The organism is Kitasatospora sp. NPDC048715, assembly GCF_043198905.1.
GTDB classification, from domain to species: domain Bacteria; phylum Actinomycetota; class Actinomycetes; order Streptomycetales; family Streptomycetaceae; genus Kitasatospora; species Kitasatospora lactacystinica.
Genome location: NZ_JBICVH010000019.1, coordinates 137617 through 161807 on the forward strand (window position 1 = coordinate 137617; position 24191 = coordinate 161807).

Consider the following 24191-nt stretch of genomic DNA (forward strand, 5'->3'; position numbering starts at 1 on the left):
GCGTTGCCGCTCGCCCGCGCCGCCGGCAGGAACCGCCGGAAGGGCCGTCACCGCATGCGCTGCGACGACGGCCCTTCGGAATGCTCGGGGGGGGGGGTAATTCCCCGGCCGCGGCGACTACTTCGCGCCGAAGGCCTTCTCGATGTCCTCGACGACCTTCTCCGCCGCGATCGGGCCGGAGCTGCTGCTCCACACCTGGCCGTCGACGCCCATGAGCTGGTTGGTGCCGACGGCCTTGAGGCGGGTGAACGCCTCCTGCTTGCGGGCGGTCTCCAGGGCCTTCTCGCCCTCGGCGTTCAGGGTGGCGACGAACACCCGGTCGGCGTCGGCCTTGTTGAGGTTCTCCAGGGACAGCGGGTCCGAGTGGGGCTGGGCGCCCAGGCCGTCGGCGATCGGCATGGTGCCGGCGCCGGCCTTCTTCAGCAGGTCGCCGGGCATGTTGGTGGTGTTCATCACGATCGGCCCGTTGGGCATCCAGCGCATCACGACGGCGCTGCCGGCCTTGCCCTCGCCGGCCTTGGCGGCGCGCTTGTCCAGCGCGTCCAGCTTGGCGGTCAGGTCGTCCTTGCGGCCGAGGGCGTCGCCGTACACGGCGAGCACCGAGCGCCAGTCGCTGGCCTTGGGGACGATGGTCGGGGCCACCGCGGAGAGCTTCTCGTACTGGGACTTCTCGATGCCCGAGGAGGCCAGGATGAGGTCGGGGCCGGCCTTGAGGATGGCCTCGATGTTGGGCTCCTTGACCGTGGCGACCAGCGGGACGGCGTCGGCCTTCAGGTAGGCGGGGGCAGTGGTGCCGCCGCGGCTGGCGCTGGTGCCCACCGGGGTGACGCCGAGTGCGAGGGCGGTGTCCAGCGAGGTGTCGTTGAGGGCGACGACCTTCTTGGCCTCGGCCGGGACCTCCACGGCGCCGAAGGCGGTGTCGATGCTGCGCTTGCCGCCCTTCGCGGCGGTGGAGGACGAGTCGGAGCCACCCGCGGAGCTGCCGGAACCCGAGGAGCCGCACGCGGTCAGGCCCAGGGCGAGGGCGCCGACGACGGCCGTTCCGAGCAGCGTCTTGGTAAAGCGGGTGCCAAGCATGGGTGTTCTCCGAGGAATGGTAGTTTACGGACGAACCGTTTTTCTGAGGTTAGCCTAACCATACGTAAGGCCCTGACGGGGAGGCCCGGTGTGACATTCCGATCACTCCTGCTGCGCGGACTGCTGCCCGCCGGCGCGATACTGCTGCTCGCCGTGCTGGCGAGCCTGCTGCTCGGCGCGGGAGACGTGGGGCCGTCACGGGCGTTCGCCACCCTGCTCGGTGACGGCGACTCCGACTCCCGGTTCACCGTCTTCCACCTGCGCGTCCCGCGGACCGCCGTGGCCCTCGCGGTCGGGCTCGCGCTCGGCGTGGCCGGCACCGTGCTGCAGGCCGCCGCCCGCAACCCGCTGGCCGAGCCCGGCCTGCTCGGCGTCAGCACCGGCGCCTCCTTCGCCGTGGTGATCGCGATCGTGCTCGGCGCCAGCGCCGCGAGCGTCGGCCCGTACGTCGCCGTGCTGGGCGCCGCCGCCGGCTGCCTGCTGGCGCTCGGCGCGGCCCGGCTGCGCGGCGCCGGCGACGACCCCGTCCGCCTGGTGCTCGCCGGCGCGGCGCTGAGCGGACTGATGAACGCCGGCTCCTCCGTCCTGCTGCTGTCCGACGCCCGGGCCGCCGACGAGATCCGGTTCTGGACCATCGGCTCGGTCGCCGGCCGCGGCACCGACCAACTGCTGGCCGTGCTGCCGGTGCTGCTGCTCGGTCTGGTCCTGGCCCTGCTCTCCGGCCCGGCGCTGACCGCGCTCAGCCTCGGCGACGACGTCGCCACCGGCCTCGGCCACAAGCCCCGCCGGGCCCGCGCCCTCGCGGTGACCGCCGTCGCCCTGCTGGTCGGCGCCGCCACCGCGATCGCCGGACCGGTCTCCTTCGTCGGCCTGGTGGTGCCCTTCGCCGCCCGGGCCCTGGTCGGCCCGGACCTGCGCCGACTGCTCGTGGTCTCCGCCCTGCTGGGGCCCGCCGTCGTGCTGCTCGCCGACGTGGCCTCCCGGCTGGTGGCCCGCCCGTACGAGATGCCGCTCGGCGTGATGACCGCCCTGTGCGGCGCCCCCGTCCTGGTCGCCGTCGTCCGCTCGCACAGAATGCCCGCGCTGTGACCCCCACCGTGAAGACCGCGAAAGCCGCCGCCGCGAAGAACGCCGCGAGCCCCGGCACGCCCCCGGCCGCGACCCGGCTGCCGACCCCGCCCGGCACCCGGCTGCTCGCCCTCGGCGGCCGCTCGGTGCTCGTCCCGGTCCGGCCGCTGCTCGGCGGCGCCGCCCTGCTGCTCGTCGTGGTCGCGGTGACCGCCGTCTGCCTGGCCGTCGGTGAGACGAACCTCGACCCGGTGACCGCCCTGCGCGCCGCCTTCGGTGACGGCACCGCACGCGACGTGCTGCTGGTGGAGAAGCTGCGGCTGCCCCGCGCCGAGGCCGCACTGGCCGTCGGTGCCGCCCTCGGCGTCGCGGGCTGCCTGATGCAGACCCTCGCCCAGAACCGGCTGGCCACCCCGGACACCGTCGGCTTCAACGAGGGCGCCACCGCCTTCGCCGTCGCCTCCGTCACCGGCGTCGCCACCCAGCTGCTGCCCTCCGCCGCCGCCCTGGTGGGCGCCGCCACCGCCGCCTCGCTCGCCTTCGCCCTCGGTGGCGGGGCCGGCCGCAACGGCTACCGCTTCCTGGTCGTCGGCCTCGGCATCGGCGCGGTCTTCGGCGCGGTGACCAACCTGATGCTCTCCCGCGCCGCCATCGACGCCGCCAACTCCGCGTACGCCTGGACGGTCGGCACCCTCAACAGCCGGGACGCCGACGCCGTCGGCCTCCTCCAACTCGGCCTGCTGGTCTGCCTGCCCGCCGCGGTGCTGCTCGGCCGCCGGCTGTCGCTGCTGCGCTTCTCCGACGCCGTCGCCACCGGGCTGGGCGTCCGGGTGCGCGGCCTGCGGGTCGGCGTCCTGGTGGTCGCCGTGGTCTGCGCGGGCCTGGCGGTGGCCGTCGCCGGACCGCTCGGCATGATCGCGCTCGCCGCGCCCGAGGCGGCCCGCCGGATCGCCGGACCGCGCTGCGTCCCGGTGCTCACCTCGGCCGCCGCCGGAGCCGCCTTCACCCTGCTCGCCGACCTGCTCGGCCGCACCGTCCTGTCGCCGATCGAGGTCCCGGCCGGCCTGGTCACCGCCGTCGTGGGCGGCCCGTACCTGCTCTGGCTGCTGCTCACCACCCGTCCCCGGAGGACCGCATGACCGCCCGTACCGCGACCGCCGTGCCCGCCGCGACCGATGGGATTGCTGCCGGAGCGCCCCGGCTGGCGACCAGCGCGCTCAGCCTCGGCCACGACCGCACCGTCGTGGTCCGCGGGCTCGACCTCGAACTGCCGCGGCAGCAGGTCACCGTCATCGTCGGCCCGAACGGCTGCGGCAAGTCCACCCTGCTCGGCGGCCTCGCCCGGACCATCGCCCCGCGCTCCGGCGCCGTGCTGCTCGACGGCAAGCCGCTGACCTCGCTGTCCACCCGCGCGATCGCCCGGATCATCGGCCTGCTGCCGCAGTCCGCCACCGCCCCGGACGGGCTGACCGTCCGTGACCTGGTCCGCTACGGCCGCCAGCCGCACCAGGGCCTGCTGCGGCAGTGGTCCGCCGCCGACGCCGAGGCGGTCGAGCACGCGCTCACCGCCGCCGACCTGCACGAGCTGGCCGACCGCCCGCTGGACACCCTCTCCGGCGGCCAGCGCCAGCGCGCCTGGATCGCCATGGCCGTCGCCCAGGACACCGACATCCTGATGCTCGACGAACCCACCTCGGCGCTGGACATGGGCCACGCCCTGGAGGTGCTGGAGATGGTGCGCGGCCTGACGACCGGGCGCGGCCGCACCGTCGTCCTCGTCCTGCACGACCTCAGCACCGCCTGCCGCTACGCCGACCACATGGTGGCCATGCGCGACGGCGAGGTGGCCGCCCAGGGCGCGCCGCGCGACATCGTCACCCCGGAGCTGGTGCGCGAGCTGTACGGGGTGGAGAGCGTGATCCTCACCGACCCGGTGCACGGCACCCCGGTGGTCTGCCCGGTCGGTCTCGCCCCCCGGACCCGCTGACCCCGGGCCCGCCGGCTCCGGCCCCGCCGGCCCCGGGCCCGGGCGCTGCCGGGCCGGTCAGCCGGCCAGACCCGGCAGCACCCGGGCGCCCGGCAGCTTCGCCAGCGCCCACCCGGGCAGGATGAGCTTGCCCCGCCGCCGCCCGCTGCCGACCAGCACGTACGGGGCCGCGGCCACCGCCTCGTCGATCAGCAGCGGCCAGTCGCCGGGCAGGCCGACGGGGGTGATCCCGCCGTACTCCATGCCGGTCAGCTCGACCGCGGTGTCCATCGGCGCGAAGGACGCCTTGCGCGCCCCCAGGTGGGTGCGCACCGCCCTGTTCACGTCCACCCGGGTGGTGGCCAGGGCCAGGCACGCGGCCAGGGTCACCTCCCCGGCGCGCTTGGCGGCCACCACCACACAGTTCGCCGAGAGCTCCGGCGGGGTGTCGTAGGCCGCGCAGAACACGGCGGTGTCCGCCTTCAGCGGATCGCTGTCCACGTAGAGCACCGAGGCGGCGGCCTCCTGGTCGTCCCAGTTCTTCAGCGCGTCGGCGACGGGCGCGGCGAGCTCCGCGCCGGCCTCCAGCGCGGCCACGGCGGAGGCGAAGTTCCCGAAGGGCGGGCGTACGGACTCACTCATGGCACCGGACTGTAGCGCGCCCGGGCCGGCTCCCGGTCAGCCGTACGGGACGACCGCGACCGGGCAGTGCACGTGGTGGATCGCGGCGTGCGCCACCGGGCCGAGGTGGTGGTGGCGCAGCGGCATCCGCCGGACGCGGCGGCCGACGACCAGCAGCCGGGCCGTCGCGGCGGCGTCCACCAGGTCGACGGCGGGCTTGCCGCGGATCAGGTCGGTGGTCACCGTCACCTCCGGGTGCCGGGCCCGCCAGGGGTCCAGGGCCCCGTCGAGCCCGCTGCGCTCGACGGCGGAGACCTCGCCCTCCAGGCCACCGATCGCCCCGTAGGACATGTACTCGCTGCCGGCCGGCGGGGACCAGACGTGGAGGACGCGCAGCGACGCCGAGCGCAGGGCGGCGGCCTCGAAGGCGAAGGCCAGCACCTCGTCCGCCGGGTGCGCCAGGTCCAGGCCGACCGTCACCGGTCCGTCCGGTTCGTCCCCGCCGGCCCGGACCAGCACCACCGGGCAGTCCGCCCGGCGCAGCACCTCCTGGCTCACCGAACCGACCAGGAAGCCGCGCAGGGTGCCCAGCCCGCGCGAGCCGAGCACCAGCAGGGCGGCCCCGTGCGCGGCCGCCTCCAGCGCCTCGACGGGATCGGCGGCCACCGAGGTGGCGGCGACCTCCACCGTCGGCGCGAGGGTGCGCAACTCGCTCTCCCGTTCGGCGAGTTGTGCCAGCGCGGGGTGGTCGCCGGGTCTGCTCCCGGGGGCGATCTGCTTCGGCCGGGGCCAGGCCTGGAGGACGTCCAGGCGCAGGCCGCGGCGCTGCGCCTCGCGGGCGGCCCAGGCGGCGGCGGCCAGGCTCTCGGGTGAGCCGTCGAATCCGACGACGACGGGTCCGGTCACGGCGTGCTCCTCGGTTCCGGTGCGGTCCCAGCCTCCGGAGGTTTCGGTGCGGCCAGTATCCGTGCCGACCCGGACCGGCGCCTCCCGGGAGCCCGGGGCCCGGTTCCGCCGTCCGGCTGGTCGCCCGGCCCGGCGGCCCGGCAGGCCGGGGCGGGCCGGGGGAGCCCGGCTAGGGTCGGCCGGACCGGTCCGTCCCAGCGCGGGAGAACGATGCCGAGGGTCCCCACGTTCCGCTCGCGGTGGGCGAGCGCCGCCGCCGGACTGGCCGTGCTCGCCTCCGCCCTGGTGGGCTGCGGGGGTGGCGGGAGCGGCGGCCCGGTCACCCTGAACTGGTACAACTTCCCGGACGACTCGGGCGCCCTCCAGCAGGCCGCCGACCGCTGCGGGCAGCAGTCCGGCGGCCGCTACACGATCCGCTACAACAAGCTGCCCCGCGGCGCCGACGGCCAGCGCCAGCAGCTGGTGCGCCGGATGGCGGCGCACGACACCGAGGTGGACGTCCTGGGCCTGGACGTCACCTGGCCCGCCGAGTTCGCCGAGGCCGGCTGGATCCGCGAGTGGACCGGGGAGATGCGCGCGCGGGCCACCGCCGACACCCTCGACGCGGCCGTGCGGACCGCGACCTGGCGGGACCGGCTGTACGCCGTGCCGTACAACTCCAACACCCAGCTGCTCTGGTACCGCGACGACCTGGTGCCGACCCCGCCCGGGACCTGGGCGGAGATGCTCTCCCGGGCGCAGCAGCTGGCCGCCGAGGGCAAGCCGCACTTCGTGGAGATCCAGGGCGCCCAGTACGAGGGGCTGACGGTCTGGTTCAACACGCTGGTCACCAGCGCGGGCGGCACGATCCTCACCCCCGACGCGCAGGCGCCCTCGCTCGGGGCGCCCGCCGTCATGGCCGCCGGGGTGATGCACGACCTGGCGACGTCGGTGGCCGCCGACCCCTCGCTGCCGAACCAGATGGAGGACCAGAACCGGCTCGCGATGGAGTCCGGGACGGCCGCCTTCGAACTCAACTACCCCTTCGTCTACCCCTCGATGAAGGCCAACCGGCCGGAGCTGTTCCCGCACTTCCGCTGGGCCCCGTACCCCGCGGTGAGCGCCGACCGCCCCGCCAGCGTGACCATCGGCGGGATCGACCTCGCGGTGGGCGCGTACAGCCGGCACCCCGACCTCGCCGCCGAGGCCACCCTCTGCCTGCGCGACCGGGACAACCAGCTCACCAACGCGCTGAAGGGCGGCCTGCCGCCCTCGCTGCGCAGCCTGTACGAGACGGCCGAGCTCACCGCCAGCTACCCGTTCGCCGCCGACGTGCTGGCCGCCCTCGACTCCGCCAGCGTGCGCCCGCAGACCCCGGCCTACCAGAACGTCTCCATCGCCATCTCGCACACCCTCTCCCCGCCCGCCGGCATCCACCCGGAGAAGGACGTGGCCGACCTCCGCGGGCAGATCCAGGACGCCCTCGGCTCGAAGGGGCTGATCCCGTGACACCGTCCACCGAGACCGCCGCCGCGGCCGCACCGCAACCGGCCGGGCCCTCGCGCGGGGCCCGCCAGGAACGCCGGCTGGGCCTGCTGCTGTGCGCCCCCGCGGTGATCGTGATGCTCGGCGTCACCGCCTACCCGATCGGCTACGCCGTCTACCTGTCCCTGCAGCGCTACGACCTGCGCTTCCCCGAGCAGGCGCACTGGATCGGGCTCGCCAACTACGGCGCGGTGCTGACCTCGCCGTTCTGGTGGCAGGCGCTCGGCGTCACGGTGCTGATCACCGTGGTGTCGGTGGCGGTCGAGCTGGTGCTCGGCCTGGCGCTCGCGCTGGTGATGCACCGGACGCTCTTCGGGCGCGGCACGGTGCGCACCGCGGTGCTGGTGCCGTACGGGATCGTCACCGTGGTGGCGGCCTACTCCTGGCAGTACGCCTGGACCCCGGGCACCGGCTACCTGGCCGCCCTGCTGCCGGAGGGCAGCGCCCCGCTGACGGAGCAGTGGCCGGCCGTCGGTCTGATCATCCTCGCGGAGGTGTGGAAGACCACCCCGTTCATGGCGCTGCTGCTGCTCGCCGGCCTGGCCCTCGTCCCGGACGAGACGGTCCGGGCGGCGATGGTCGACGGCGCGAGCTTCGGGCAGCGGCTGCGACTGGTGATCCTGCCGCTGATGAAGCCGGCGATCCTGGTCGCCCTGCTCTTCCGCACCCTGGACGCCTTCCGGATCTTCGACAACATCTACGTGCTGACCGGCGGTTCCAACGGCACCGGCTCGGTGTCGATCCTCGGCTACGACAACCTCTTCACCGCGCTCAACCTGGGCATCGGCTCGGCGATCTCGGTGCTGATCTTCGTCTGCGTGGCCCTCATCGCGCTGGTCTTCGTCAAGCTGTTCGGCGCGGCCGCGCCCGGCGCGGAACCGGAGCACCGATGAGCGGCCGGCACACCCGGACCCTGACCGGCTGGGGCATCGCCAACCTGGTGGTCGTGCTCTACGCGCTCTTCCCGGTGTGGTGGATCGTGGCGCTCTCCTTCAAGGAGCCGAGCACCCTCTCCGACGGCGCCTTCGTGCCCCGCCAGTGGACCCTGGCCAACTACCGCGGCATCTTCCAGACCTCCGAGTTCACCCGCGCCCTGATCAACTCGATCGGCATCGCGGTGATCGCCACCACCATCGCCGTCGTGCTCGGCACCATGGCCGCGTACGCGGTGGCCCGGCTGCGCTTCCCCGGCAAGCGGCTGCTCATCGGGGTGTCGCTGCTGATCGCGATGTTCCCGCCGATCTCGCTGGTGTCGCCGCTGTTCGACATCGAGCGGGCACTCGGGCTGTTCGACACCTGGGCCGGGCTGATCATCCCGTACATGACCTTCTCGCTGCCGCTGGCGATCTACACGCTCTCGGCGTTCTTCCGGGAGATCCCCTGGGACCTGGAGAAGGCGGCCAAGGTGGACGGCGCCACGCCGTGGCAGGCGTTCCGGCTGGTCATCGCGCCGCTGGCGGCACCCGGCGTGTTCACCACCGGCATCCTGGTCTTCATCTTCTGCTGGAACGACTTCCTGTTCGCGATCTCGCTGACCTCCACCACCTCGGCCCGGACGGTTCCGGCGGCGATCGCCTTCTTCACCGGGAGCTCCCAGTTCGAGCAGCCGACCGGCTCGATCGCGGCCGCCGCCGTGATCATCACGATCCCGATCGTGGTCTTCGTGCTGCTGTTCCAGCGCCGCATCGTCGCCGGGCTCACCGCCGGCGCGGTCAAGGGCTGAGACCCCCATCGAGCTTCCGCATCCAGTTCCCGCATCGAGTCCCTTTGTCGAGTTCCCGAGGTTGAGCCCGCCCCACCCGGCGGACCAGGAAGGCGGATCGTGGCCGAGATCGTCCTCGACGGCATCACCAAGCGCTACCCGGACGGCGCCCTCGCCGTCCGCGACGTCGACCTCACCATCGCCGACGGCGAGTTCGTGATCCTGGTCGGCCCCTCCGGCTGCGGCAAGTCCACCACGCTCAACATGATCGCCGGGCTGGAGGACATCACCGAGGGCACCCTGAGGATCGCCGGGGAGGTGGTCAACGACCGCGCGCCCAAGGACCGGGACATCGCGATGGTCTTCCAGAGCTACGCCCTCTACCCGCACATGAGCGTGCGCGACAACATGGGCTTCGCGCTGCGCCTGGCCAAGGTCGACAAGCCGACCATCGCCGCCAAGGTCGAGGAGGCCGCCCGCATCCTGGACCTCACCCGGCACCTCGACCGCAAGCCCGCCAACCTCTCCGGCGGGCAGCGCCAGCGGGTCGCGATGGGCCGGGCGATCGTCCGCGACCCCAAGGTCTTCCTGATGGACGAGCCGCTGTCCAACCTGGACGCCAAGCTCCGGGTGCAGATGCGCACCCAGATCGCCGCCCTCCAGCGCCGGCTGGGCACCACCACCGTCTACGTCACCCACGACCAGGTCGAGGCGATGACGCTCGGCGACCGGGTGGTGGTGATGCGTTCCGGGGTCGTCCAGCAGGTCGGCTCGCCGCAGCAGCTGTACGACGAGCCGGTGAACCTCTTCGTCGCCGGGTTCATCGGCTCGCCCGGGATGAACTTCCTCGGCGCCGCGCTGGAGCGGGGCGTCCTGCGCACCTCGCTGGGCGACCTGCCGCTGGACGACCGCACCCGGCGCGCCCTGGAGCGCGCGGACGCGCCGCGCGAACTGATCGTCGGCATCCGCCCCGAGGACTTCGAGGACGCCGCCCTGGCCGAGGGGCACACCGGAGGGGTCACCGTCACCGTGACCGTCGAGGTCCGGGAGTCGGTCGGCTCGGACGTCTACGTCCACTTCGCGGAGGCGGGCGGACCGGCGGCGACCGAGGGCCTCGCCGGCCTCGGTGGACTTGCCGAACTGGCCGAACTCGCCGCCGACTCGGGCCGGGCCGACACCGGCATGCAGGAGCACCGCGTGGTGGCCCGGCTGAACCCGGCCACCCGCGCCGCCGAGGGCGGCCCGCTGGAGCTGTGGGTGGACACGTCGCGCATCCACGTCTTCGACCCCCGCGACGGGGCCAACCTGACCCATCCGGAGCGTTCGTAGCGTGGCACGGAAGGCCCAACCCCCGGCAGGCGCGCGGTGTGCCTGACCGGGGGCCCGCGGAAGTCGACCTAGATTGCCCGGCTATGAGAGAAATTGTCGGAATCAGTCGACGATCGGTACTCAAGGCCGTTCCCGCAGTCGCCGTCCTCGTGGCGGGCTCCGACGGGATCCTCGTCGGGCCCGCGACGGCCGCGACGGCCGCGACCCCCTTCCCGCAGCCGGCCGTCCGCAGCTCCCGGTCCGCCTCCGACGGGTCGAGGGCGGTGCTCGACCAGGCGCTCGACGTCCGGTTCACGGACACCGCCGTCCCGGGCTACGGGACGGTCACCACGCGCACCTACAACGGCACCATCCCGGGGCCCACCCTGCGGGTGCGCGCCGGGGACACGCTCTGGCTGACCCAGGTCAACGGCCTGCCGCCGAACCCGCCGAACCCGCCGAATCCGCCGCACCACGGCGGGCACAACCGGCCGCACCGCGCGAACAGCTTCAACCTGCACACCCACGGCCTGCACGTCTCGCCCTCCGGGAACGCCGACAACGTCCTGCGCGAATTCCCGCCGCGCAGCGCCGACGAGGCCGCGGCCGGCGCCCCCGAGCCGCGGTACCTGACCACCGTCGAGATCCCGCCCGGCCACCCGGCGGGGACCTACTGGTACCACCCCCACGCGCACGGCGCCACCGCCGAACAGATCGCCGGCGGGATGGCCGGGGTCATCATCGTCGAGGGCGACGTCGACGAGGTGCCGCAGATCAAGGCCGCCGCCGACCTGGTCGTCTGCGTCAACGAACTCCGGCTCAAGGACGGAAAGGTCCCCGAGTTCACCTCCGGCGACGCCCTGGCCGCCGTCCCGCCCACCTTCACCGTCAACGGCGCGGTCAACCCCACCCTCGTGCTGCGCCCCGGCGAGGTCCAGCGCTGGCGCCTGGTCGCGGCGACCGCCTTCACCACCCTCTCGCTCCAGGTCACCTCCGGGGAGCGGAAACTGACGATGCATCAGATCGCGATGGACGGCGTGACCTTCCCCGCGCCGGTCGCCGCCGAGACGGTGTCCCTGGCCGTGGGCAACCGCGCCGACGTGCTGGTCCGGGGCGGCGAGGCCGGGACGTACGAACTGCGGGCCAAGGGCGTGCCCGTGCCGCTGATGACGATCGAGGTGGCGGGGGAGGCCGTCCGGCCGCCGATGGAACTGCCGACCACGCTGCCGCAGGGCAAACCCTTCCTCGACGAGAAGGACCTCGCCGACCCGGGCGGCGACCGCGAGGTGGTCTTCCACGTCGACGCGAAGGTCTTCGACCCGCCGTTCCCCAACGCCTACCGCGTCCTCGGCAGCCACCCCACCCCCGCGGCCGACCCCGGCGGCGACCTCACCCGCGACCCCGCCTACGGCCTGTTCGACCCCGAGTTCGTCAACCACACCCTGGAACTCGGCACCGTCGAACGCTGGACCCTGCACACCGACGACTCCATGCCGGCCTTCCACCACCCCTTCCACCTGCACACCAACCACGTCCTCGTCACCCACCGCAACGGCCGACGGCTCGACCCGCCGGTCTGGCAGGACACCGTCGACCTGCTCGGCGGCAAGCCGGGCGACACCGTCACCCTCCTGGTCAAGTACGAGGACTTCACCGGCCGCACCGTCCTGCACTGCCACCAGCTCCAGCACGAGGACCTCGGCATGATGCAGCTGGTCGACTACGTCCAGCCGCGGCTGCCCCGGGAGCCGGGCCGGCCCGCCTGGCCGGGACGGCCCCGCCCGCTCGACCACTGAGCGTGCCGCCTCCCGGCCGGGCGGACGGCGGTCGGGAGGCGGCACGCCCGACCACCAGCGCGGACACCGGTCGGGAGGCGTGCCCGACCGCCCGCGCGGGTCGTGCCGTTGCGTGACCGCCCGGAAGACGGGCGGGAGAACACCCGGAACGTGAGTTCGGAAACGTCTCCCCGGGGTAGGAAGACTGATGCAGCGGCCGTGACCGTTCCGGCCGCTCGGCACCGTGGACGGTGCCGCCGGGACCGCGCTCGAAGAGACCGGGCACGGGTCCTGGGGAAGAGGTCCGCGACGCACGAGGTGCGGATCCGCACGCGTCGCCGGGCGTTCACCCCGATGCCCAGGAGTGATCACGTGTCCATCCACCTGGAAACGACCGACCGGGAGGCCCCGCCCGAGGGCCTGCCCCCCGACCTGCCGCGAAGACCGACGGCGGCCGAACTGCGCCGGATGGGCAAGTCCGAGGCCCGCGAACTGAGCGACGCCCTGTTCGGACGGCTGGCCGGGCTGGCCCGCGAGACCCACGCCTACAGCTACGTGCGCGGCACGATCATCGAGCTCAACATGCCGCTGGTGCGCTTCATCGCGGCCCGCTTCCGCCACCGCGCCGAGGACATGGACGACATCCTCCAGGTCGGCACGATCGGCCTGATCAAGGCCGTCGACGGCTACGACCCGCAGCGCGGCGTCGAATTCCTCACCTACGCGATCCCCACCATCACCGGCGAGATCAAACGGTTCTTCCGCGACACCTCCTGGCCGGTACGGGTCCCGCGCGGCACGCAGGAGCTCTACCTCTGCGTCGCCCGCGGCTCGGACCGCCTCGAACAGGAACTCGGCCGACTGCCCCGCCCCGAGGAGATCGCCGAGGACCTGGACCTCACCGTCGAACAGGCCACCGAGGGACTGATGGCGGGCCGCGTCTACCGCCCCAACTCCCTGGACGCCCTGCGCGACCAGGACACCGACGAGAGCGGCAGCGCCCTGCTCGACCACCTCGGCGGCTGCGACCCCGGCATCGAACTCGCCGACTTCCGCATCGCGGTGCGCCCCCTGCTGGCCCGGCTGCCCGTACGCGAGCAGACCGTCCTCGAACTCCGCTTCTGGAACGGCTGGACCCAGTCCCGGATCGCTGAGCGGATCGGCGTCTCCCAGATGCACGTCTCCCGACTGCTCAGCGCCACCCTGGCCCGGCTGCGCGAGGAACTGGAGGACCGCGACGCCCCCGGCTGGGCCGACGGAGCCGGCGGAGCGGCCGAGGGCGTCGGCTGAGACGGCGGGTGGCCGCTGCGGGGCAGCCTCGGGTCTGTCGTCGGGCCGCCGGGCCGCCGGGCGGTCGGGCGGCGGCCGGGGCCGGGGCGTTAGCGATCGCGCATCCGGGGTACCCGGTGCGGGACCACGGGGGACGGCGCGGCGAGGAGGCGGACACCATGGGCGGACACGAGCGGGCGCGACCGCGCGGAACCGGAAGGCCGCCGCGCCGCGACCGCGCCCCGGAACCGTGGCTGCGCGCCGTCCGGCTCGGCCTGCGCGGCCGGGCCTGGGACCTGGTGCGAGGCCTGCGGCCGCGGACCGTCCTCGGGCTCGCCCTGCTGTCGCTGGGACTCCTGGCCGCCGGACTGGGGGCGTCGAAGACCCCCTTCCTCTGGGGCCTCGCGGGCTGCTGGGCCCTGACACTGGCGACCGCCTTCGCGGTGCTCCGCGCCTGTGCCGACGGCCGGACACCCTCGACGGCCCCCGACGTCCGCTGACGGCCCCCGACGTCCGCTGACGGCCTCCGGCGGGTGTCAGCGGCCGTCGGCGGGCCGACCACCGGGGTGAGGCGACCGACAGCGCGGTTTCGCTGCGTGATCGGCGCATACTTTCCGTAAACACACGGAGGTGCTCATGCCCATGGTGGATGTCGCTGCGCTCGGCCGGCTGGTCGCGGAGTACGAGGCCCTGTCCCCGTCGAGCTCGCCGGAGGCCGGGCAGCGGCTGCGCGACGTCTGCTACACGATCGGCATCTACACCGGGGAGGCCGACGCGGTCCGCGCGGTCGCCAGGGCCCGCCTGCTGCTGGCACGCCAAGGCCCGGCCGACGTCGCCACGGCGGCGGCCGGGGCACCGGCGAACGACCGGGCCCGCGCGGCGCTCCTGGCCGAACTCGGCGAACTCGCGGCCCACGAACGGGTCCGGTCCGGGCCCCTCCAGAGCCTGCACGACGTGGTGCAGCTGACCCGGGTCACGGTCCCGGACTGCGTGGGCGCCGCCGTCAGCACCTGGCACGACGACGGCTCGGTCGAGACCTTCGCGGCGACCCCCTCCTACCTGCTCGCCCTCGAACGCGCGCAGGGCGGCTCGGAAGCGGGCCCGCTGCCCCGGCTCCGCCGCCAGGGCGAAGGACAGGTCGTGGTCCGGCTGGACCCCGGCCGGTCGGACCGGTTCGCCGACCGGGCCCGGCGCTGCGGCGTACGGGCCGTGGCCGGCGCCCACCTGCGCACCCACCCGCACGGCTGCACCGTGTTCAGCGCCTACCTGCGCACCCCGGTCGAGCCGGGCACCCCGGCCCTCGGCCTGGTGGAGGTGCTCGCCCTCCAGGCGTCGGCCGCCCTCGACCGCTTCGCCCTGTCCAGGGCGGTCGCCGACCTGCTGGACCGGCGGCACGCCACCGGCCTCGCCATCGGCATCACCGCCGAACGGTTCGACGTGACCCCGCACACCGCGCTGAGCCTGCTCGTCGGCGCCGCCCAGCGGCTGGGCACGGACCTCGACACCGTGACCCGGCACCTGGCCGAGGGCGACGGGCCGCGCTCCGCGCCCTGAGGCGGGCCGGTCGGGCCGGTCCGGTTGGTCCGGGTCGGTTGGTCCGGGCCGGTCCGGGTCGGACCCGACCGCCGGGACGGTGGCGGGACGCGGGATGGTTGCGCCGGTGCCGGACGGGCAGGTGCACAGACGGGCGGGAAGGCCCCGGCCGCAGCCTACGAGGAGGTCCTCATGAGCACGGTGAAGGAATCCGTGGACGTGGCCGTGCCCCTGCACACCGCCTACAACCAGTGGACGCAGTTCGAGGAGTTCCCACGCTTCATGGAGGGCGTCGACTCGGTGACCCGGCTGGACGACCGCCACATCCACTGGCGCACCAGCATCGACGGCGTCGCCCGCGAATACGACACCGAGATCGTCGACCAGGAGCCCGAGGAACTGATCGCCTGGCGGGCCGTGGACGGCGAGACGGACCGGAAGGAGAAGGTGACCTTCCGGCGGCTCGACCCGGGCCACACCCGGGTCACCCTCGCCGTCGACCTCCGGCCCGAGCGGCCGGGGGAGAAGGCCGGCGAGGCCAGGGCCGCGGTCGACCACCGGGTGAAGGGGGACCTGAGACGCTTCAAGGAGTACGCCGAAGCACGCGGACGGGGGCCGAGCGGCCCGGGCTGAGCCGGCCGCGGCTCGCTGCGCTGCCCGTCCGGACGGTGCCGCCGGCCCGGCGGAAGCCCCGGGCCGGCCCCGTCACCCCGTGGCGGCCCGGCGGGCACCGCTCCGGTACTCGGAGACGGCCATCGCCCCCAGCAACAGCAGCACCGGCGCCGCGAAGATCGCGAACAGGTAGTTGCCCGACAGCGCCGCATACCCCAGCAGCAGCACCTGCACCCCGGCCATCGCCACGACGAGGACCCTGCCGTCACCGGGCCGCAGACGCCAGAGCTCGCGCACCGCCAACCCGTTGATCCCGGCCATCGTGTACCCCCCGAGCGCCAGCAGGTGCGGCACCACCTTCGACCTCGGCGCCACCTCGTCCTCGAACCCGATGCCGTTGTAGAGCAGCGGCACCGCGATGCCGAAGTACAGCACCACCGCCACCGACTCCAGGACGAGCAGCACGGTCGCCGCAGCCCGCGACAGCCAGGAGAGACGGGTCATGGTGTTGAGCCTTCCAGGGGGTTGACGCGGCGACATCCAGTGCGGCGGGCCGAAGCGGAGGTCCGCGGCTGCCCCTCGCCACCGGACGCGTGGCACGACGGGCACGACGCATGACAGGCGCGACGGGCGCGATGGGCATGATGGGCACGCCTCATGGCACCGTCCGACCCGGCAGCCTCGGCACCGCAGCATAGTCAAGAAATGGCAAAGGCTGTACTGCGCCGCAGGTCGGAGAGCGCCCTTGCCCGCACGCGCGGGAGGCCGGGGCGGCGGGGGTTCGGCCGTCGGTTGCCGGGATTCGGTCAACTCGGCCGTCCGGCCACCGGAGTTCGCCCGGATCGCGGGCGTACCGGCACGGCTGCTTCTACGCTCGTCCGCATACCGTGGCGTGAGGGGGAGTGCCGTGGCCCGTAGTCCTGTCCGGCGACGTCGGTCGATGACCGCCCGCCGGGTGCGGTGGATGAAGCGGAACGCGCCGCTGCTGGGGGTGGTCGCGGTCGTTCTGGCCTCGCTGGTGGTCCGCTGGCTTGCCCAGCACCTCGTGCTGGTCGCCGTGCTGCTGGTGGCCGGCGCGGGTGCGGGTGTCGCCGTGCTGCGCTCGCGAGTGCGGGCCCGGCGGCGGGAGTTGGATGCGCGGACCGCCCAACTGCGGCACATCGGGCCGTTCTTGGCGATGACCCCGAAGGCCTTCGAGCACGCGCTGGCGGACCTGTGCCGCCGGGACGGCTGCGCGAAGGTGAAGGTGGTCGGCGGGGCCGGCGACCTCGCGGCGGACGTCCTGGCCACCACCCCGGCCGGGCAGCGGATCCTCATCCAGGCCAAGCGGTACGGGCCGCGGACCTCCGTCGGCTCCCAGGACGTCCAGAAGGTCAACGGCACCTACCGCGACGTCCACCACTGCGACTTGGCCGCCGTGGTGACGACCGGCTCGTTCACCAAGGCCGCCGCCGCGTTCTGCACCCAGGTCGGCATCCGCGCCGTCGACCAGCGGGCGCTCGCCCTGTGGGCGGACGGGCGGGGCAGGCCGCCGTGGGCCTGAGCCACGGCTTCCGCGGCCGGCGCCCGTAGGCCCGGGCTCCCGGGCCGCGCCCGGTCGTCCACGACGGCGGCTGTCGGAGGGCCCGCCTAACCTGGCGCAGAGAACAGGACAAGGGGCGGGGCATGAGCGTGGACTTCTTCTGGCGGCGGGTGGACGGAGCGGTTCTGGACGAACTGTCGCCGAGGGAGCTCCGTGCCCTGGTGCCCGGCTGGTTCGACGACGACTTCGGGCCGCTGGACGAGGCCGGTGCGGTGCTGGGCGTGGAGCGCAACGGGTACCTGATGGACGTCGCGCTGACGAAGGCGGCCGGCAGCTCGGGCCCGGACTCCCCGGCAGCCCGACTGCCGGTGTTCGGTGGTGAGGAACGGGTGGTCGTCGAGGGGGATCCCGACTGTGACGACGAGTTCACCGAGATCAAGGTGTGGGTGCTCCGGCCCGATGAGGTCCGGACGGCATCGGGCTTCCTGGACGCGGTGGGCGTCGACGGGTTGGTGAGGACCGTGGACACCGCGGTGGCGGCCGAGGTCGTGTCCCTCGGGTTCGCCACCCCGTGGTCCCAGGCGTGGGCCGGCGCTCTGACCGCCGACCTCCGCAGGCTGAGGGACTTCTTCGCCGCGGCCGCCGCGGCCGGCGACGCGATGGTCAAGTTCGAGGCCGCGTAACACCTGGTGCGCGGCCCGGGCTACCGCGGCGGGTCGGCGGGCGGGGTCGGGGTCGGGCCGTCCGGGGGTGGCTCGCCGAGCCTGCCGGTTCCCTTGCCCGACGGCCGCTGCTCGGATTCCTCAGGAGCCGCGATCCCGTCCGGCAACGGCATCGGCAATGGCATCGGCGGGTGGGCGGGCACCCTGGTGGGACCGCGGGAGCCGAGGCCTCGCTGCTTGCGCCACTGGCCCTGCCGGTCGCACGGGATCCGGTCGCTCACGACGTCCTCCTGGTGGTGCTGGGGCTCACCATTGTGGCCCGGGGGGAAGGAGTGTGTGGTGGGAAGCCCGTCACTGTGCCACCCTCCGCGCGTCCCGGGCGCGCCCCCGCCCGCGGTGGAGGCATCGGGGCGGGGTGGGTCCAGCCCCACCCCCGGCGGGGGTGCAGGTGGATTCTGCCGTCGTCCCGCCGTCCCTAGCGTTGATCGCGTGCCGCCCGACGCCCTGGGCGGCCGTGACGACGCGGGGAGGACGAGGTGCGGGAAGCGGCGGGTGCGGGGCAGAGGGCCCCGGCACTGCGGCTGTCGGGGCTGCGCAAGCGGTTCGGCTCGGTGGTGGCCGTCGACGGGGGCGAGCTGCCCCTGCCGCGCGGGTCGTTCCACCGGCTGACCCGCGGTCAGCAGCGTTCGACACCGGGGCGGATGCGGAGCCGGATGCGGGGCCGAGCTCGGGTCCGGACGCGGGCGCGGCTGCCCGGGCGGACGACTGCGATCATGAACGACCCGCACCACCGAACCCGACCGGAGGACTCGTGAGCAGCCCGCAGACCCCAGCCGCCCGCGAGCCGGGCGGCGACGCACGCCCGCCCGGTGGCGACGCCCGCGAACGGGCCGACGCCGTCCGCGCCTGGGCCGACGCCGTCCGCGAGCCGGGCGCCGCGGCCCGCGAGCTGCGCGCCGCCGCCCGGGCACTCGGGTGGCTCGCCGTCCTGACACTGCTGATACCCGTCGGGGCGGCGCTGACGACGGTCTTCCTGCTGTCCTTCCTGCTCTGGGGCTGCCTCGGGATCTTCCCGCTCTTCCCGGCCGCCACCCGGATGGTCCGCTCCGCCGCCGAGGCGGCCCGGTGGGCGGCCGGCCACTGGTCAGGGGTGCCCGTGCCGCCGCCGTACCGGCCGCGCCCGGCCCTGGAACGCACGCTCCACGGCTGGTACTGGACCGGCCACGACTACCACAGGAACCGCTGGCTCGCGGGCCTGGCCCTGCGCGTCCGCTGGCTCTGGACCGACCCGGCGACCTGGCGCGACGCCCTGTGGCTGATCGCCGACCCGCTGGTCGGCGGCGCCGTCGCGGCCGCACCCGTGCTGCTGGTCGGCACCGGCCTGTACGGGATCGTCCAGGCGCCGCTGCCGTACGACCTGCCGTTCGGCGGTCTGCCCGCACTGCTCCTCGGCCTCCTCGGGCCCGTACCGATCGTCGCCGGGCTCGCCCTCGCCCGCCCCGCGCTGCGCCTGCACGGCCGGTGGACCGGCACCCTGCTCGGGCCCACCGAACGCTCCCGGCTCGCCCGGCGGGTCGAGCAGCTCACCGAGATCCGGCTGGACGCCACCGAGGCCCAGGCCGCCGAACTGCGCCGGATCGAACGGGATCTGCACGACGGCGCGCAGGCCCGGCTGGTCGCGGTGAGCCTGCGCCTGGGCGCGGCGGCGGCACTGATCGACCGTGATCCGGAGCAGGCCAAGCGGGTGGTGACCGACGCCCAGGAGAACGTCACCCAGGCGCTCCAGGAACTGCGCGACCTGGTGCGCGGCATCCACCCGCCGGTCCTCGCCGAACGCGGACTCGCCGAAGGCGTGCGGGCGCTGGCCCTGGACGTCCCGCTGAAGGTCGAGGTGCGGACCGAACTGCCCGGACGGGCCGAGGCGCCGGTGGAGTCGGCGGTCTACTTCGCGGTCAGCGAGGCGCTCACCAACGCCGTCAAGCACGGCGACGCCCGGCACGCCGCCGTGCACCTCACCCACGCCGCCGGACTGCTCCGCGCCGAGGTCACCGACGACGGCCGCGGCGGCGCCGACCCGGACGGCGGCAGCGGCCTGAAGGGCATCCGGCGCAGGCTCGCCCCGTTCGACGGTACGCTCACGCTGACCAGCCCCCCGGGGGGTCCGACCAGGCTGATCATGGAGCTACCGTGCGTGTTGTCCTCGCCGAGGACCTCGTCCTGCTGAGGGACGGCCTCTCCCTGCTGCTCGGTGCCCACGGGCACGAGATCGTCGCCGCGGTGGAGAGCGGACCCGAACTGGCCGCCGCGATCGCCGACCACCGCCCCGACATCGCGGTGGTCGACGTCCGCCTGCCCCCCACCTACACCGACGAGGGCCTCCAGGTCGCGCTCGCCGCCCGCCGCGAACGGCCCGGCCTGCCGGTCCTCGTCCTCTCCCAGCACGTCGAACAGCTCTACGCCCGGGAACTGATCGCCGACGGCACCGGCGGCGTCGGCTACCTCCTCAAGGACCGGGTCTCCAAGGCCGACCAGTTCGTCGACGCCGTCCACACCGTCGCCGCCGGCGGCACCGTCATGGACCCCCAGGTCATCTCCCGCCTCCTCGCCCGCAACGCCTACGACCAGCCCCTCGCCCTCCTCACCCCGCGCGAACGCGACGTCCTCGCGATGATGGCCGAGGGCCGCTCCAACGCCGCCATCGCCCAACGGCTGCACTTCAGCGAGGGCGCGGTCAGCAAGCACACCTCCAACATCTTCGCGAAGCTCGACCTCGGCGCCTCCGACGACGACAACCGCCGCGTCCTCGCCGTCCTCGCCTACCTCAACGGAACACGCACGCCCTGAGGCCAAGGACAGCGACCAGCTGGTCCTCGTGGGTGCGGGGAACGCGGTGTCCCCGAGATCGACGTCACCCCGGGAGCCGGCCGGCCCCCGTGGGTGTGGGAGGGTTCCTCCCGCGACCTGGCCTGATGGGGTGGGTGGGCATCTCTTGCATGGCTGGGCGTGTTGGTGTGTGAACTCCAGTGCTGCAACGAACTGTTGACTCCCCAAGGAGAATTTGCCGCAGTCCATGAGCCAGTGGCATATGCGCGGCGGACCGCTTCTCCCGCCCCGGGTGGATGAATACCGCCGCAAATGGTGCCGATGTGCTGCGATGGTGATCATTTAGAAGTACATAGCGAATGTACTAAATATTCCCCTGGCTCACCGTCAGGTGTAGGGTGACCAAACCCGCGGTTCTGCGCCGAAAGCAATATCGATAGGGGGCGGGCATGGCTCGTGGATGGGAAGCCGATCCTTCCGCTTTTCTGGCGAAGCGTCTGGGAAAGTCAGCGAAGGAGCTCGGGACGTCCGAGGACCGGGACGAATGCCCGGACATCTGGCAGCTCTCGAACGGTGACATCGCCGTGATCGGCCGGGACCTCACCGACAACTACCGTGACCGACTTCCCGAGGACGTTGCCCTGGGGCCGGGTGAGCGGCTCGTCGTCATTCCGGGCGTCATGCTCAGCACGGCAAAAGCGGACATCGCGGATGCCTGATCGGCGGGCTCCCGAGCTGAGGGCCGAGTGGGGAGAGGTTCTCGCCCGGGACGACTACAAGCGCGACTTCCGCGAGCGGGACGCGCTGGTGCGAGGCCGGGACTCCTGGAAGCTGGAGCGGCGCCAGCACTTCGAGGAGCAGGGCAGCCCGAGTTGGGAGGCCGCCCGTCGAGGCGACTGGGGCGAGGCGCTGCACCTCCTGGAAGGCCGACGCGAGGCGCTGCGCGAGATCGGCCGGGAGGACGAGGAGCGCCAGTCCTGCTTTCACCGGGTGCGGGTGGTCGAGATGCCGCTGACGCCGTACCTGCGGTGGGAGCTGCACTCGTTGCGGATCAGGGCCGAATGCGGCGAGCGAATCCATATCGTCGACGCCATGACGCTGGCCGCTTCCGAGGAATCCGGGCAGCTGCCGGAAATCGTCATTCTCGGTGGTCGTACGCTCTATCAGGTCCGGTATTCGGAAACAGGAATTCCCGTCGGGGCGATCAGATACACCGACCCCGATCTCGTCCGCCGGTGGGAGAGCTACATCACGGATCTCCACCGGGCGGGCGAAGACGTCCTGGTGTACTTCGATCGTGAGGTGGCACACCTCCTCCCACCCGCATAGGAACGGAGCGCAGTGGCAGAGCAGCACGGCGGGAGCATCGACGGCCCGGGAAGCACGCGTTCCACCGTGTCCGGGTCCTCGGCCCAGGACGTCGTCCAGGCCAGGGACGTCAGCGGAGGCATCCACTTCCACGGCCGGCCCGACCGGTCGAGTGCCGCCCCGACTCCCCGCCAACTGCCTGCGGACGTACGCGGTTTCGTGAACCGTACGGACGAGCTTCACCAGCTGGACTCCGCCCTGACCGGCGAGGACCGGAACCCGCCCGATGCCGTCGCTTCCGCCGGCACCACGTCCGCCGCGGTCGTCGTGATCGCCGGGACCGCCGGTGCCGGGAAGACCGCACTCGCCCTGCACTGGGCCCACCAGGCCCGGCATCGGTTCCCCGACGGCCAGTTGTACGTCAACCTCCGCGGCTACGATCCGGGCCGGCCCGTCACCGCCCAGGAGGCGCTCCACCGTTTCCTGATCTCCCTCGGCGTCGCTGCCCAGTCCGTTCCGTCCGACCCCGACGCGGCCGCCGCCCTCTACCGCTCGCTCCTCGCCGAGCGCCGTCTCCTGGTCGTCCTCGACAACGCGGCCAGCGCGCACCAGGTCCGGCCACTCCTGCCCGGCAGCGCCGGAAGCCTCGTGCTGGTCACCAGCCGCAGCCGTCTGTCCGGCCTCGCCGTACGCGACGGCGCCCGTCGGCTCACCCTGGGGACCCTGCCCGAGGCGGAGGCCGTCGCCCTGCTGCGTGCCGTCACCGCCGGGCACAGGCCCGAGGACGACCCCGCGAAGCTCGCCGAACTGGCCCGTCTCTGCGCCCAACTGCCGTTGGCCCTGCGGATCGCGGCCGAACGCGCGGCCAGCCTGCCCCACATGGGTCTGGACGACCTGATCGACGACCTCCGCGACGAATCCGCGCTCTGGGACGCCCTCAGCGTGGGCGACGACGAGGACGTCGACGCCGTCCGTACGGTCTTCGCCTGGTCCTACCGGGCCCTGCCCGAGCAGGTCGCCCGCCTGTTCCGGCTCCTCGGGCTCCATCCCGGCCCCGACTTCGGGCTCCACGCCGCGGCCGCCCTCGCCCACCTCACCCCCAATCGCACCCGACAGCTCCTCGACTCCCTCGTCGGCGCCCACCTCGTGGAACAGGGCGCACCCGACCGCTACCAGTTCCACGACCTCCTGCGCGCCTACGCCACCGACCAGGCCCAGCAGGAGGAAGCCCCCGCACAGCGCCGGGCCGCACTGCGGCGGGTACTCGACTGGTACCTGCACACCGCCGACGCCGCCCAGCAGTGGCTGCGGCCGGCCGAAGCCCGGCTGCCGCTCGACCAGGCGGCGGACGGAGTCCGGCCGACGGTCTTCGCCGACTACAACGCCGCCGTGGACTGGGCCGAACGCGAACGCGCCAACCTCCTCCAGGTCGTCCACACCGCCTCCGCGGCAGGCGAGGACCGGCGGACCTGGCAGCTGGCCGCGGTCCTCTGGAACGCCCAGGCCCCCTCGGCCCCCGGCGCGGACTGGCCGGTGGCGGGCCGGCTCGGGCTGGCAGCCGCCGAACGCCTCTCCGACGACACGGCCCGCGCCGTGCTGCTCACCGACCTCGGCATGGCGTACACCCGGGTCAACTCCCTCGGCGACAGCCTGGAGTGCCACCGCAGTGCCCTGGCGCTCTGGCGTGAACTCGGCGACCGGCTCAACGAGGCACACTCGCTCAACCTGCTGGGACTGGTCCACCTGCACAGCCGGCAACTGGACGACGCCGCCCGGCACTTCGAGCAGGCGCTTGCCGCCTTCCGGCAGTTGGGCGAGGCCCACTGGGAGGGCACCGCACTCTCCAACCTCGCCAGCACCCACTGTCGCGCCGGACGCCTCCCCGAGGCCGCGGCCGCCGTCGGCCAGGCACTGACCGCCCACCGCGCACTGAAGAACCAGCGCGGCGAGGGAAACGCCCTGCGCCTGTTGAGCGACATCCAACGCGAGGACGGCGACCCGGCCGGTGCACTCGCCTCGGCACACGCGGCACTGGACATCGCCCTGAACCTCCGTGACCACCGCCTGGAGGGTTTCTGGCTCCTCACCCTCGGCGACGCCCAACGGGCCGACGGCCAACCCGCCGACGCCCTCGACTCCTACCAGCGCGCCGCCGTCCTCCATCGCCGCCTCGGTGACCGCAGCCGCGAAGCCCTCGCCTGGCAGGGCACGGGCGAGACCTACCGCCACCTCGACCGTCACACCGAGGCCGCCGCCTTCCTCCGCCGGGCCGCCACCACCCACCACGAACTCGGCGACCCCTGGCACGAGGCACTGGCCCTCGACGCTCTGGCGGCGACCGTGCTCGCCGACGACGGGGAAGCGGCGCGGCGCCACCGGACGCAGGCGCTCGCGCTGCTGGACGGGTACGAGGACGCGCGGGCGGTCGCGGCGCGGGAGCGGATCGCGCGGTCGGTGGAAGCGGACTGACGGCGACTGCGGTGGGCGGCGGGGGGATCGGCGGCAGTGGCCGCTG

General features: G+C 73.8%; 24 protein-coding genes. 19 read left to right on the top strand and 5 right to left on the bottom strand.

From position 1 onward, the window contains the following. Window positions 1-117: 117 nt before the first annotated feature. Window positions 118-1077 carry an ABC transporter substrate-binding protein gene (locus tag ACGFSC_RS31855; protein ID WP_359898320.1) on the bottom strand — a complete coding sequence of 320 codons (960 nt, stop codon included), beginning with the start codon at window positions 1075-1077 and terminating at the stop codon, window positions 118-120. Window positions 1078-1167: 90 nt separating this feature from the next. Between ACGFSC_RS31855 and ACGFSC_RS31860 the strand changes: the two genes are divergently transcribed. Genes ACGFSC_RS31860 through ACGFSC_RS31870 form a run of 3 tightly spaced genes read left to right on the top strand, consistent with a single transcriptional unit; the run spans window position 1168 to window position 4132 of the window. Further along, the gene (locus ACGFSC_RS31860) at window positions 1168-2166 is read left to right on the top strand and encodes an iron ABC transporter permease (RefSeq protein ID WP_359898319.1); all 999 of its coding nucleotides are present in this window, start codon (window positions 1168-1170) and stop codon (window positions 2164-2166) included. After that, window positions 2163-3284: an iron ABC transporter permease gene (locus ACGFSC_RS31865; protein WP_359898318.1), complete on the top strand. Its 1122-nt coding sequence runs from the start codon at window positions 2163-2165 to the stop codon at window positions 3282-3284. Before ACGFSC_RS31860 ends, ACGFSC_RS31865 begins: the two co-directional genes overlap by 4 nt. Next, the gene (locus ACGFSC_RS31870) at window positions 3281-4132 is read left to right on the top strand and encodes an ABC transporter ATP-binding protein (RefSeq protein WP_359898317.1); all 852 of its coding nucleotides are present in this window, start codon (window positions 3281-3283) and stop codon (window positions 4130-4132) included. Before ACGFSC_RS31865 ends, ACGFSC_RS31870 begins: the two co-directional genes overlap by 4 nt. Window positions 4133-4189: 57 nt before the next feature. On the opposite strand, the gene ACGFSC_RS31875 is transcribed toward ACGFSC_RS31870, so the two are convergent. After that, window positions 4190-4753: a YbaK/EbsC family protein gene (locus ACGFSC_RS31875; protein WP_359898316.1), complete on the bottom strand. Its 564-nt coding sequence runs from the start codon at window positions 4751-4753 to the stop codon at window positions 4190-4192. Between the two features lie 36 nt (window positions 4754-4789). Beyond that, window positions 4790-5638: a universal stress protein gene (locus ACGFSC_RS31880; RefSeq protein ID WP_359898315.1), complete on the bottom strand. Its 849-nt coding sequence runs from the start codon at window positions 5636-5638 to the stop codon at window positions 4790-4792. A gap of 210 nt (window positions 5639-5848) precedes the next feature. Between ACGFSC_RS31880 and ACGFSC_RS31885 the strand changes: the two genes are divergently transcribed. The 9 genes from ACGFSC_RS31885 (at window position 5849) to ACGFSC_RS31925 (ending at window position 15382) form a co-directional block, all read left to right on the top strand. Further along, the gene (locus ACGFSC_RS31885; protein ID WP_359898314.1) at window positions 5849-7126 is read left to right on the top strand and encodes an ABC transporter substrate-binding protein; all 1278 of its coding nucleotides are present in this window, start codon (window positions 5849-5851) and stop codon (window positions 7124-7126) included. After that, a complete protein-coding gene (locus tag ACGFSC_RS31890) occupies window positions 7123-8055 on the top strand; it encodes a sugar ABC transporter permease (protein WP_359898313.1) in 933 nt (310 codons plus the stop codon). Before ACGFSC_RS31885 ends, ACGFSC_RS31890 begins: the two co-directional genes overlap by 4 nt. Continuing rightward, a complete protein-coding gene (locus tag ACGFSC_RS31895; RefSeq protein WP_359898312.1) occupies window positions 8052-8885 on the top strand; it encodes a carbohydrate ABC transporter permease in 834 nt (277 codons plus the stop codon). The genes ACGFSC_RS31890 and ACGFSC_RS31895 overlap by 4 nt, the downstream gene beginning before the upstream one ends. 99 nt (window positions 8886-8984) lie before the next feature. Next, entirely contained in the window at window positions 8985-10193 is a 1209-nt protein-coding gene (locus tag ACGFSC_RS31900) for a sn-glycerol-3-phosphate ABC transporter ATP-binding protein UgpC (RefSeq protein ID WP_359898311.1), read from the top strand. 83 nt (window positions 10194-10276) lie between these two features. Further along, complete coding sequence (locus ACGFSC_RS31905) at window positions 10277-11968, top strand: multicopper oxidase family protein (RefSeq protein WP_359898310.1); 1692 nt, start codon at window positions 10277-10279, stop codon at window positions 11966-11968. A 333-nt stretch (window positions 11969-12301) separates the two neighbouring features. Further along, complete coding sequence (locus ACGFSC_RS31910) at window positions 12302-13237, top strand: SigB/SigF/SigG family RNA polymerase sigma factor (protein ID WP_392864316.1); 936 nt, start codon at window positions 12302-12304, stop codon at window positions 13235-13237. Between the two features lie 158 nt (window positions 13238-13395). Beyond that, the gene (locus ACGFSC_RS31915; protein WP_359898308.1) at window positions 13396-13716 is read left to right on the top strand and encodes a hypothetical protein; all 321 of its coding nucleotides are present in this window, start codon (window positions 13396-13398) and stop codon (window positions 13714-13716) included. A 142-nt stretch (window positions 13717-13858) separates the two neighbouring features. Beyond that, a complete protein-coding gene (locus tag ACGFSC_RS31920; RefSeq protein WP_359898307.1) occupies window positions 13859-14770 on the top strand; it encodes a DUF5133 domain-containing protein in 912 nt (303 codons plus the stop codon). Between the two features lie 171 nt (window positions 14771-14941). Further along, window positions 14942-15382 carry an SRPBCC family protein gene (locus tag ACGFSC_RS31925; RefSeq protein ID WP_359898306.1) on the top strand — a complete coding sequence of 147 codons (441 nt, stop codon included), beginning with the start codon at window positions 14942-14944 and terminating at the stop codon, window positions 15380-15382. A gap of 72 nt (window positions 15383-15454) precedes the next feature. Here ACGFSC_RS31925 and ACGFSC_RS31930 read toward each other — a convergent pair whose 3' ends face one another. Then, a complete protein-coding gene (locus tag ACGFSC_RS31930) occupies window positions 15455-15865 on the bottom strand; it encodes a hypothetical protein (protein WP_359898305.1) in 411 nt (136 codons plus the stop codon). Window positions 15866-16325: 460 nt separating this feature from the next. Between ACGFSC_RS31930 and ACGFSC_RS31935 the strand changes: the two genes are divergently transcribed. Both ACGFSC_RS31935 and ACGFSC_RS31940 read left to right on the top strand, forming a co-directional pair. Beyond that, window positions 16326-16904 (top strand): restriction endonuclease, encoded by a 579-nt coding sequence (locus ACGFSC_RS31935; RefSeq protein ID WP_359898304.1) that lies wholly within the window; start codon window positions 16326-16328, stop codon window positions 16902-16904. A 122-nt stretch (window positions 16905-17026) separates the two neighbouring features. Continuing rightward, window positions 17027-17566, top strand: a complete 540-nt coding sequence (locus ACGFSC_RS31940; RefSeq protein WP_359898303.1) for a hypothetical protein — start codon at window positions 17027-17029, stop codon at window positions 17564-17566. A gap of 20 nt (window positions 17567-17586) precedes the next feature. Here ACGFSC_RS31940 and ACGFSC_RS31945 read toward each other — a convergent pair whose 3' ends face one another. Next, window positions 17587-17826, bottom strand: coding sequence for a hypothetical protein (locus ACGFSC_RS31945; RefSeq protein ID WP_359898302.1), 240 nt, complete (start codon window positions 17824-17826; stop codon window positions 17587-17589). A gap of 530 nt (window positions 17827-18356) precedes the next feature. Here ACGFSC_RS31945 and ACGFSC_RS31950 point away from each other — a divergent pair. The 5 genes from ACGFSC_RS31950 to ACGFSC_RS31970 all read left to right on the top strand — a co-directional run bounded on the left by ACGFSC_RS31950 (window position 18357) and on the right by ACGFSC_RS31970 (window position 24145). Further along, window positions 18357-19769 carry a sensor histidine kinase gene (locus ACGFSC_RS31950; RefSeq protein WP_359898301.1) on the top strand — a complete coding sequence of 471 codons (1413 nt, stop codon included), beginning with the start codon at window positions 18357-18359 and terminating at the stop codon, window positions 19767-19769. Beyond that, entirely contained in the window at window positions 19733-20389 is a 657-nt protein-coding gene (locus ACGFSC_RS31955) for a response regulator transcription factor (protein ID WP_359898300.1), read from the top strand. The genes ACGFSC_RS31950 and ACGFSC_RS31955 overlap by 37 nt, the downstream gene beginning before the upstream one ends. Window positions 20390-20817: 428 nt before the next feature. After that, complete coding sequence (locus ACGFSC_RS31960) at window positions 20818-21087, top strand: hypothetical protein (RefSeq protein ID WP_359898299.1); 270 nt, start codon at window positions 20818-20820, stop codon at window positions 21085-21087. Further along, complete coding sequence (locus tag ACGFSC_RS31965; RefSeq protein WP_359898298.1) at window positions 21080-21697, top strand: DUF6879 family protein; 618 nt, start codon at window positions 21080-21082, stop codon at window positions 21695-21697. Before ACGFSC_RS31960 ends, ACGFSC_RS31965 begins: the two co-directional genes overlap by 8 nt. Window positions 21698-21709: 12 nt before the next feature. Further along, window positions 21710-24145 carry a tetratricopeptide repeat protein gene (locus tag ACGFSC_RS31970; RefSeq protein ID WP_359898297.1) on the top strand — a complete coding sequence of 812 codons (2436 nt, stop codon included), beginning with the start codon at window positions 21710-21712 and terminating at the stop codon, window positions 24143-24145. The last annotated feature ends 46 nt before the right edge of the window (window positions 24146-24191 follow it).

What these genes read in the sequence shown, in the direction of transcription:
- ACGFSC_RS31855 (WP_359898320.1), bottom strand. Translation starts at nt 1,077, where the DNA reads ATGCTTGGCACCCGCTTTACCAAGACGCTGCTCGGAACGGCCGTCGTC.
- ACGFSC_RS31870 (WP_359898317.1), top strand. Translation starts at nt 3,281, where the DNA reads ATGACCGCCCGTACCGCGACCGCCGTGCCCGCCGCGACCGATGGGATT.
- ACGFSC_RS31875 (WP_359898316.1), bottom strand. Translation starts at nt 4,753, where the DNA reads ATGAGTGAGTCCGTACGCCCGCCCTTCGGGAACTTCGCCTCCGCCGTG.
- ACGFSC_RS31885 (WP_359898314.1), top strand. Translation starts at nt 5,849, where the DNA reads ATGCCGAGGGTCCCCACGTTCCGCTCGCGGTGGGCGAGCGCCGCCGCC.
- ACGFSC_RS31895 (WP_359898312.1), top strand. Translation starts at nt 8,052, where the DNA reads ATGAGCGGCCGGCACACCCGGACCCTGACCGGCTGGGGCATCGCCAAC.
- ACGFSC_RS31905 (WP_359898310.1), top strand. Translation starts at nt 10,277, where the DNA reads ATGAGAGAAATTGTCGGAATCAGTCGACGATCGGTACTCAAGGCCGTT.
- ACGFSC_RS31910 (WP_392864316.1), top strand. Translation starts at nt 12,302, where the DNA reads ATGCCCAGGAGTGATCACGTGTCCATCCACCTGGAAACGACCGACCGG.
- ACGFSC_RS31915 (WP_359898308.1), top strand. Translation starts at nt 13,396, where the DNA reads ATGGGCGGACACGAGCGGGCGCGACCGCGCGGAACCGGAAGGCCGCCG.
- ACGFSC_RS31920 (WP_359898307.1), top strand. Translation starts at nt 13,859, where the DNA reads ATGGTGGATGTCGCTGCGCTCGGCCGGCTGGTCGCGGAGTACGAGGCC.
- ACGFSC_RS31925 (WP_359898306.1), top strand. Translation starts at nt 14,942, where the DNA reads ATGAGCACGGTGAAGGAATCCGTGGACGTGGCCGTGCCCCTGCACACC.
- ACGFSC_RS31930 (WP_359898305.1), bottom strand. Translation starts at nt 15,865, where the DNA reads ATGACCCGTCTCTCCTGGCTGTCGCGGGCTGCGGCGACCGTGCTGCTC.
- ACGFSC_RS31935 (WP_359898304.1), top strand. Translation starts at nt 16,326, where the DNA reads ATGAAGCGGAACGCGCCGCTGCTGGGGGTGGTCGCGGTCGTTCTGGCC.
- ACGFSC_RS31940 (WP_359898303.1), top strand. Translation starts at nt 17,027, where the DNA reads ATGAGCGTGGACTTCTTCTGGCGGCGGGTGGACGGAGCGGTTCTGGAC.
- ACGFSC_RS31960 (WP_359898299.1), top strand. Translation starts at nt 20,818, where the DNA reads ATGGCTCGTGGATGGGAAGCCGATCCTTCCGCTTTTCTGGCGAAGCGT.
- ACGFSC_RS31965 (WP_359898298.1), top strand. Translation starts at nt 21,080, where the DNA reads ATGCCTGATCGGCGGGCTCCCGAGCTGAGGGCCGAGTGGGGAGAGGTT.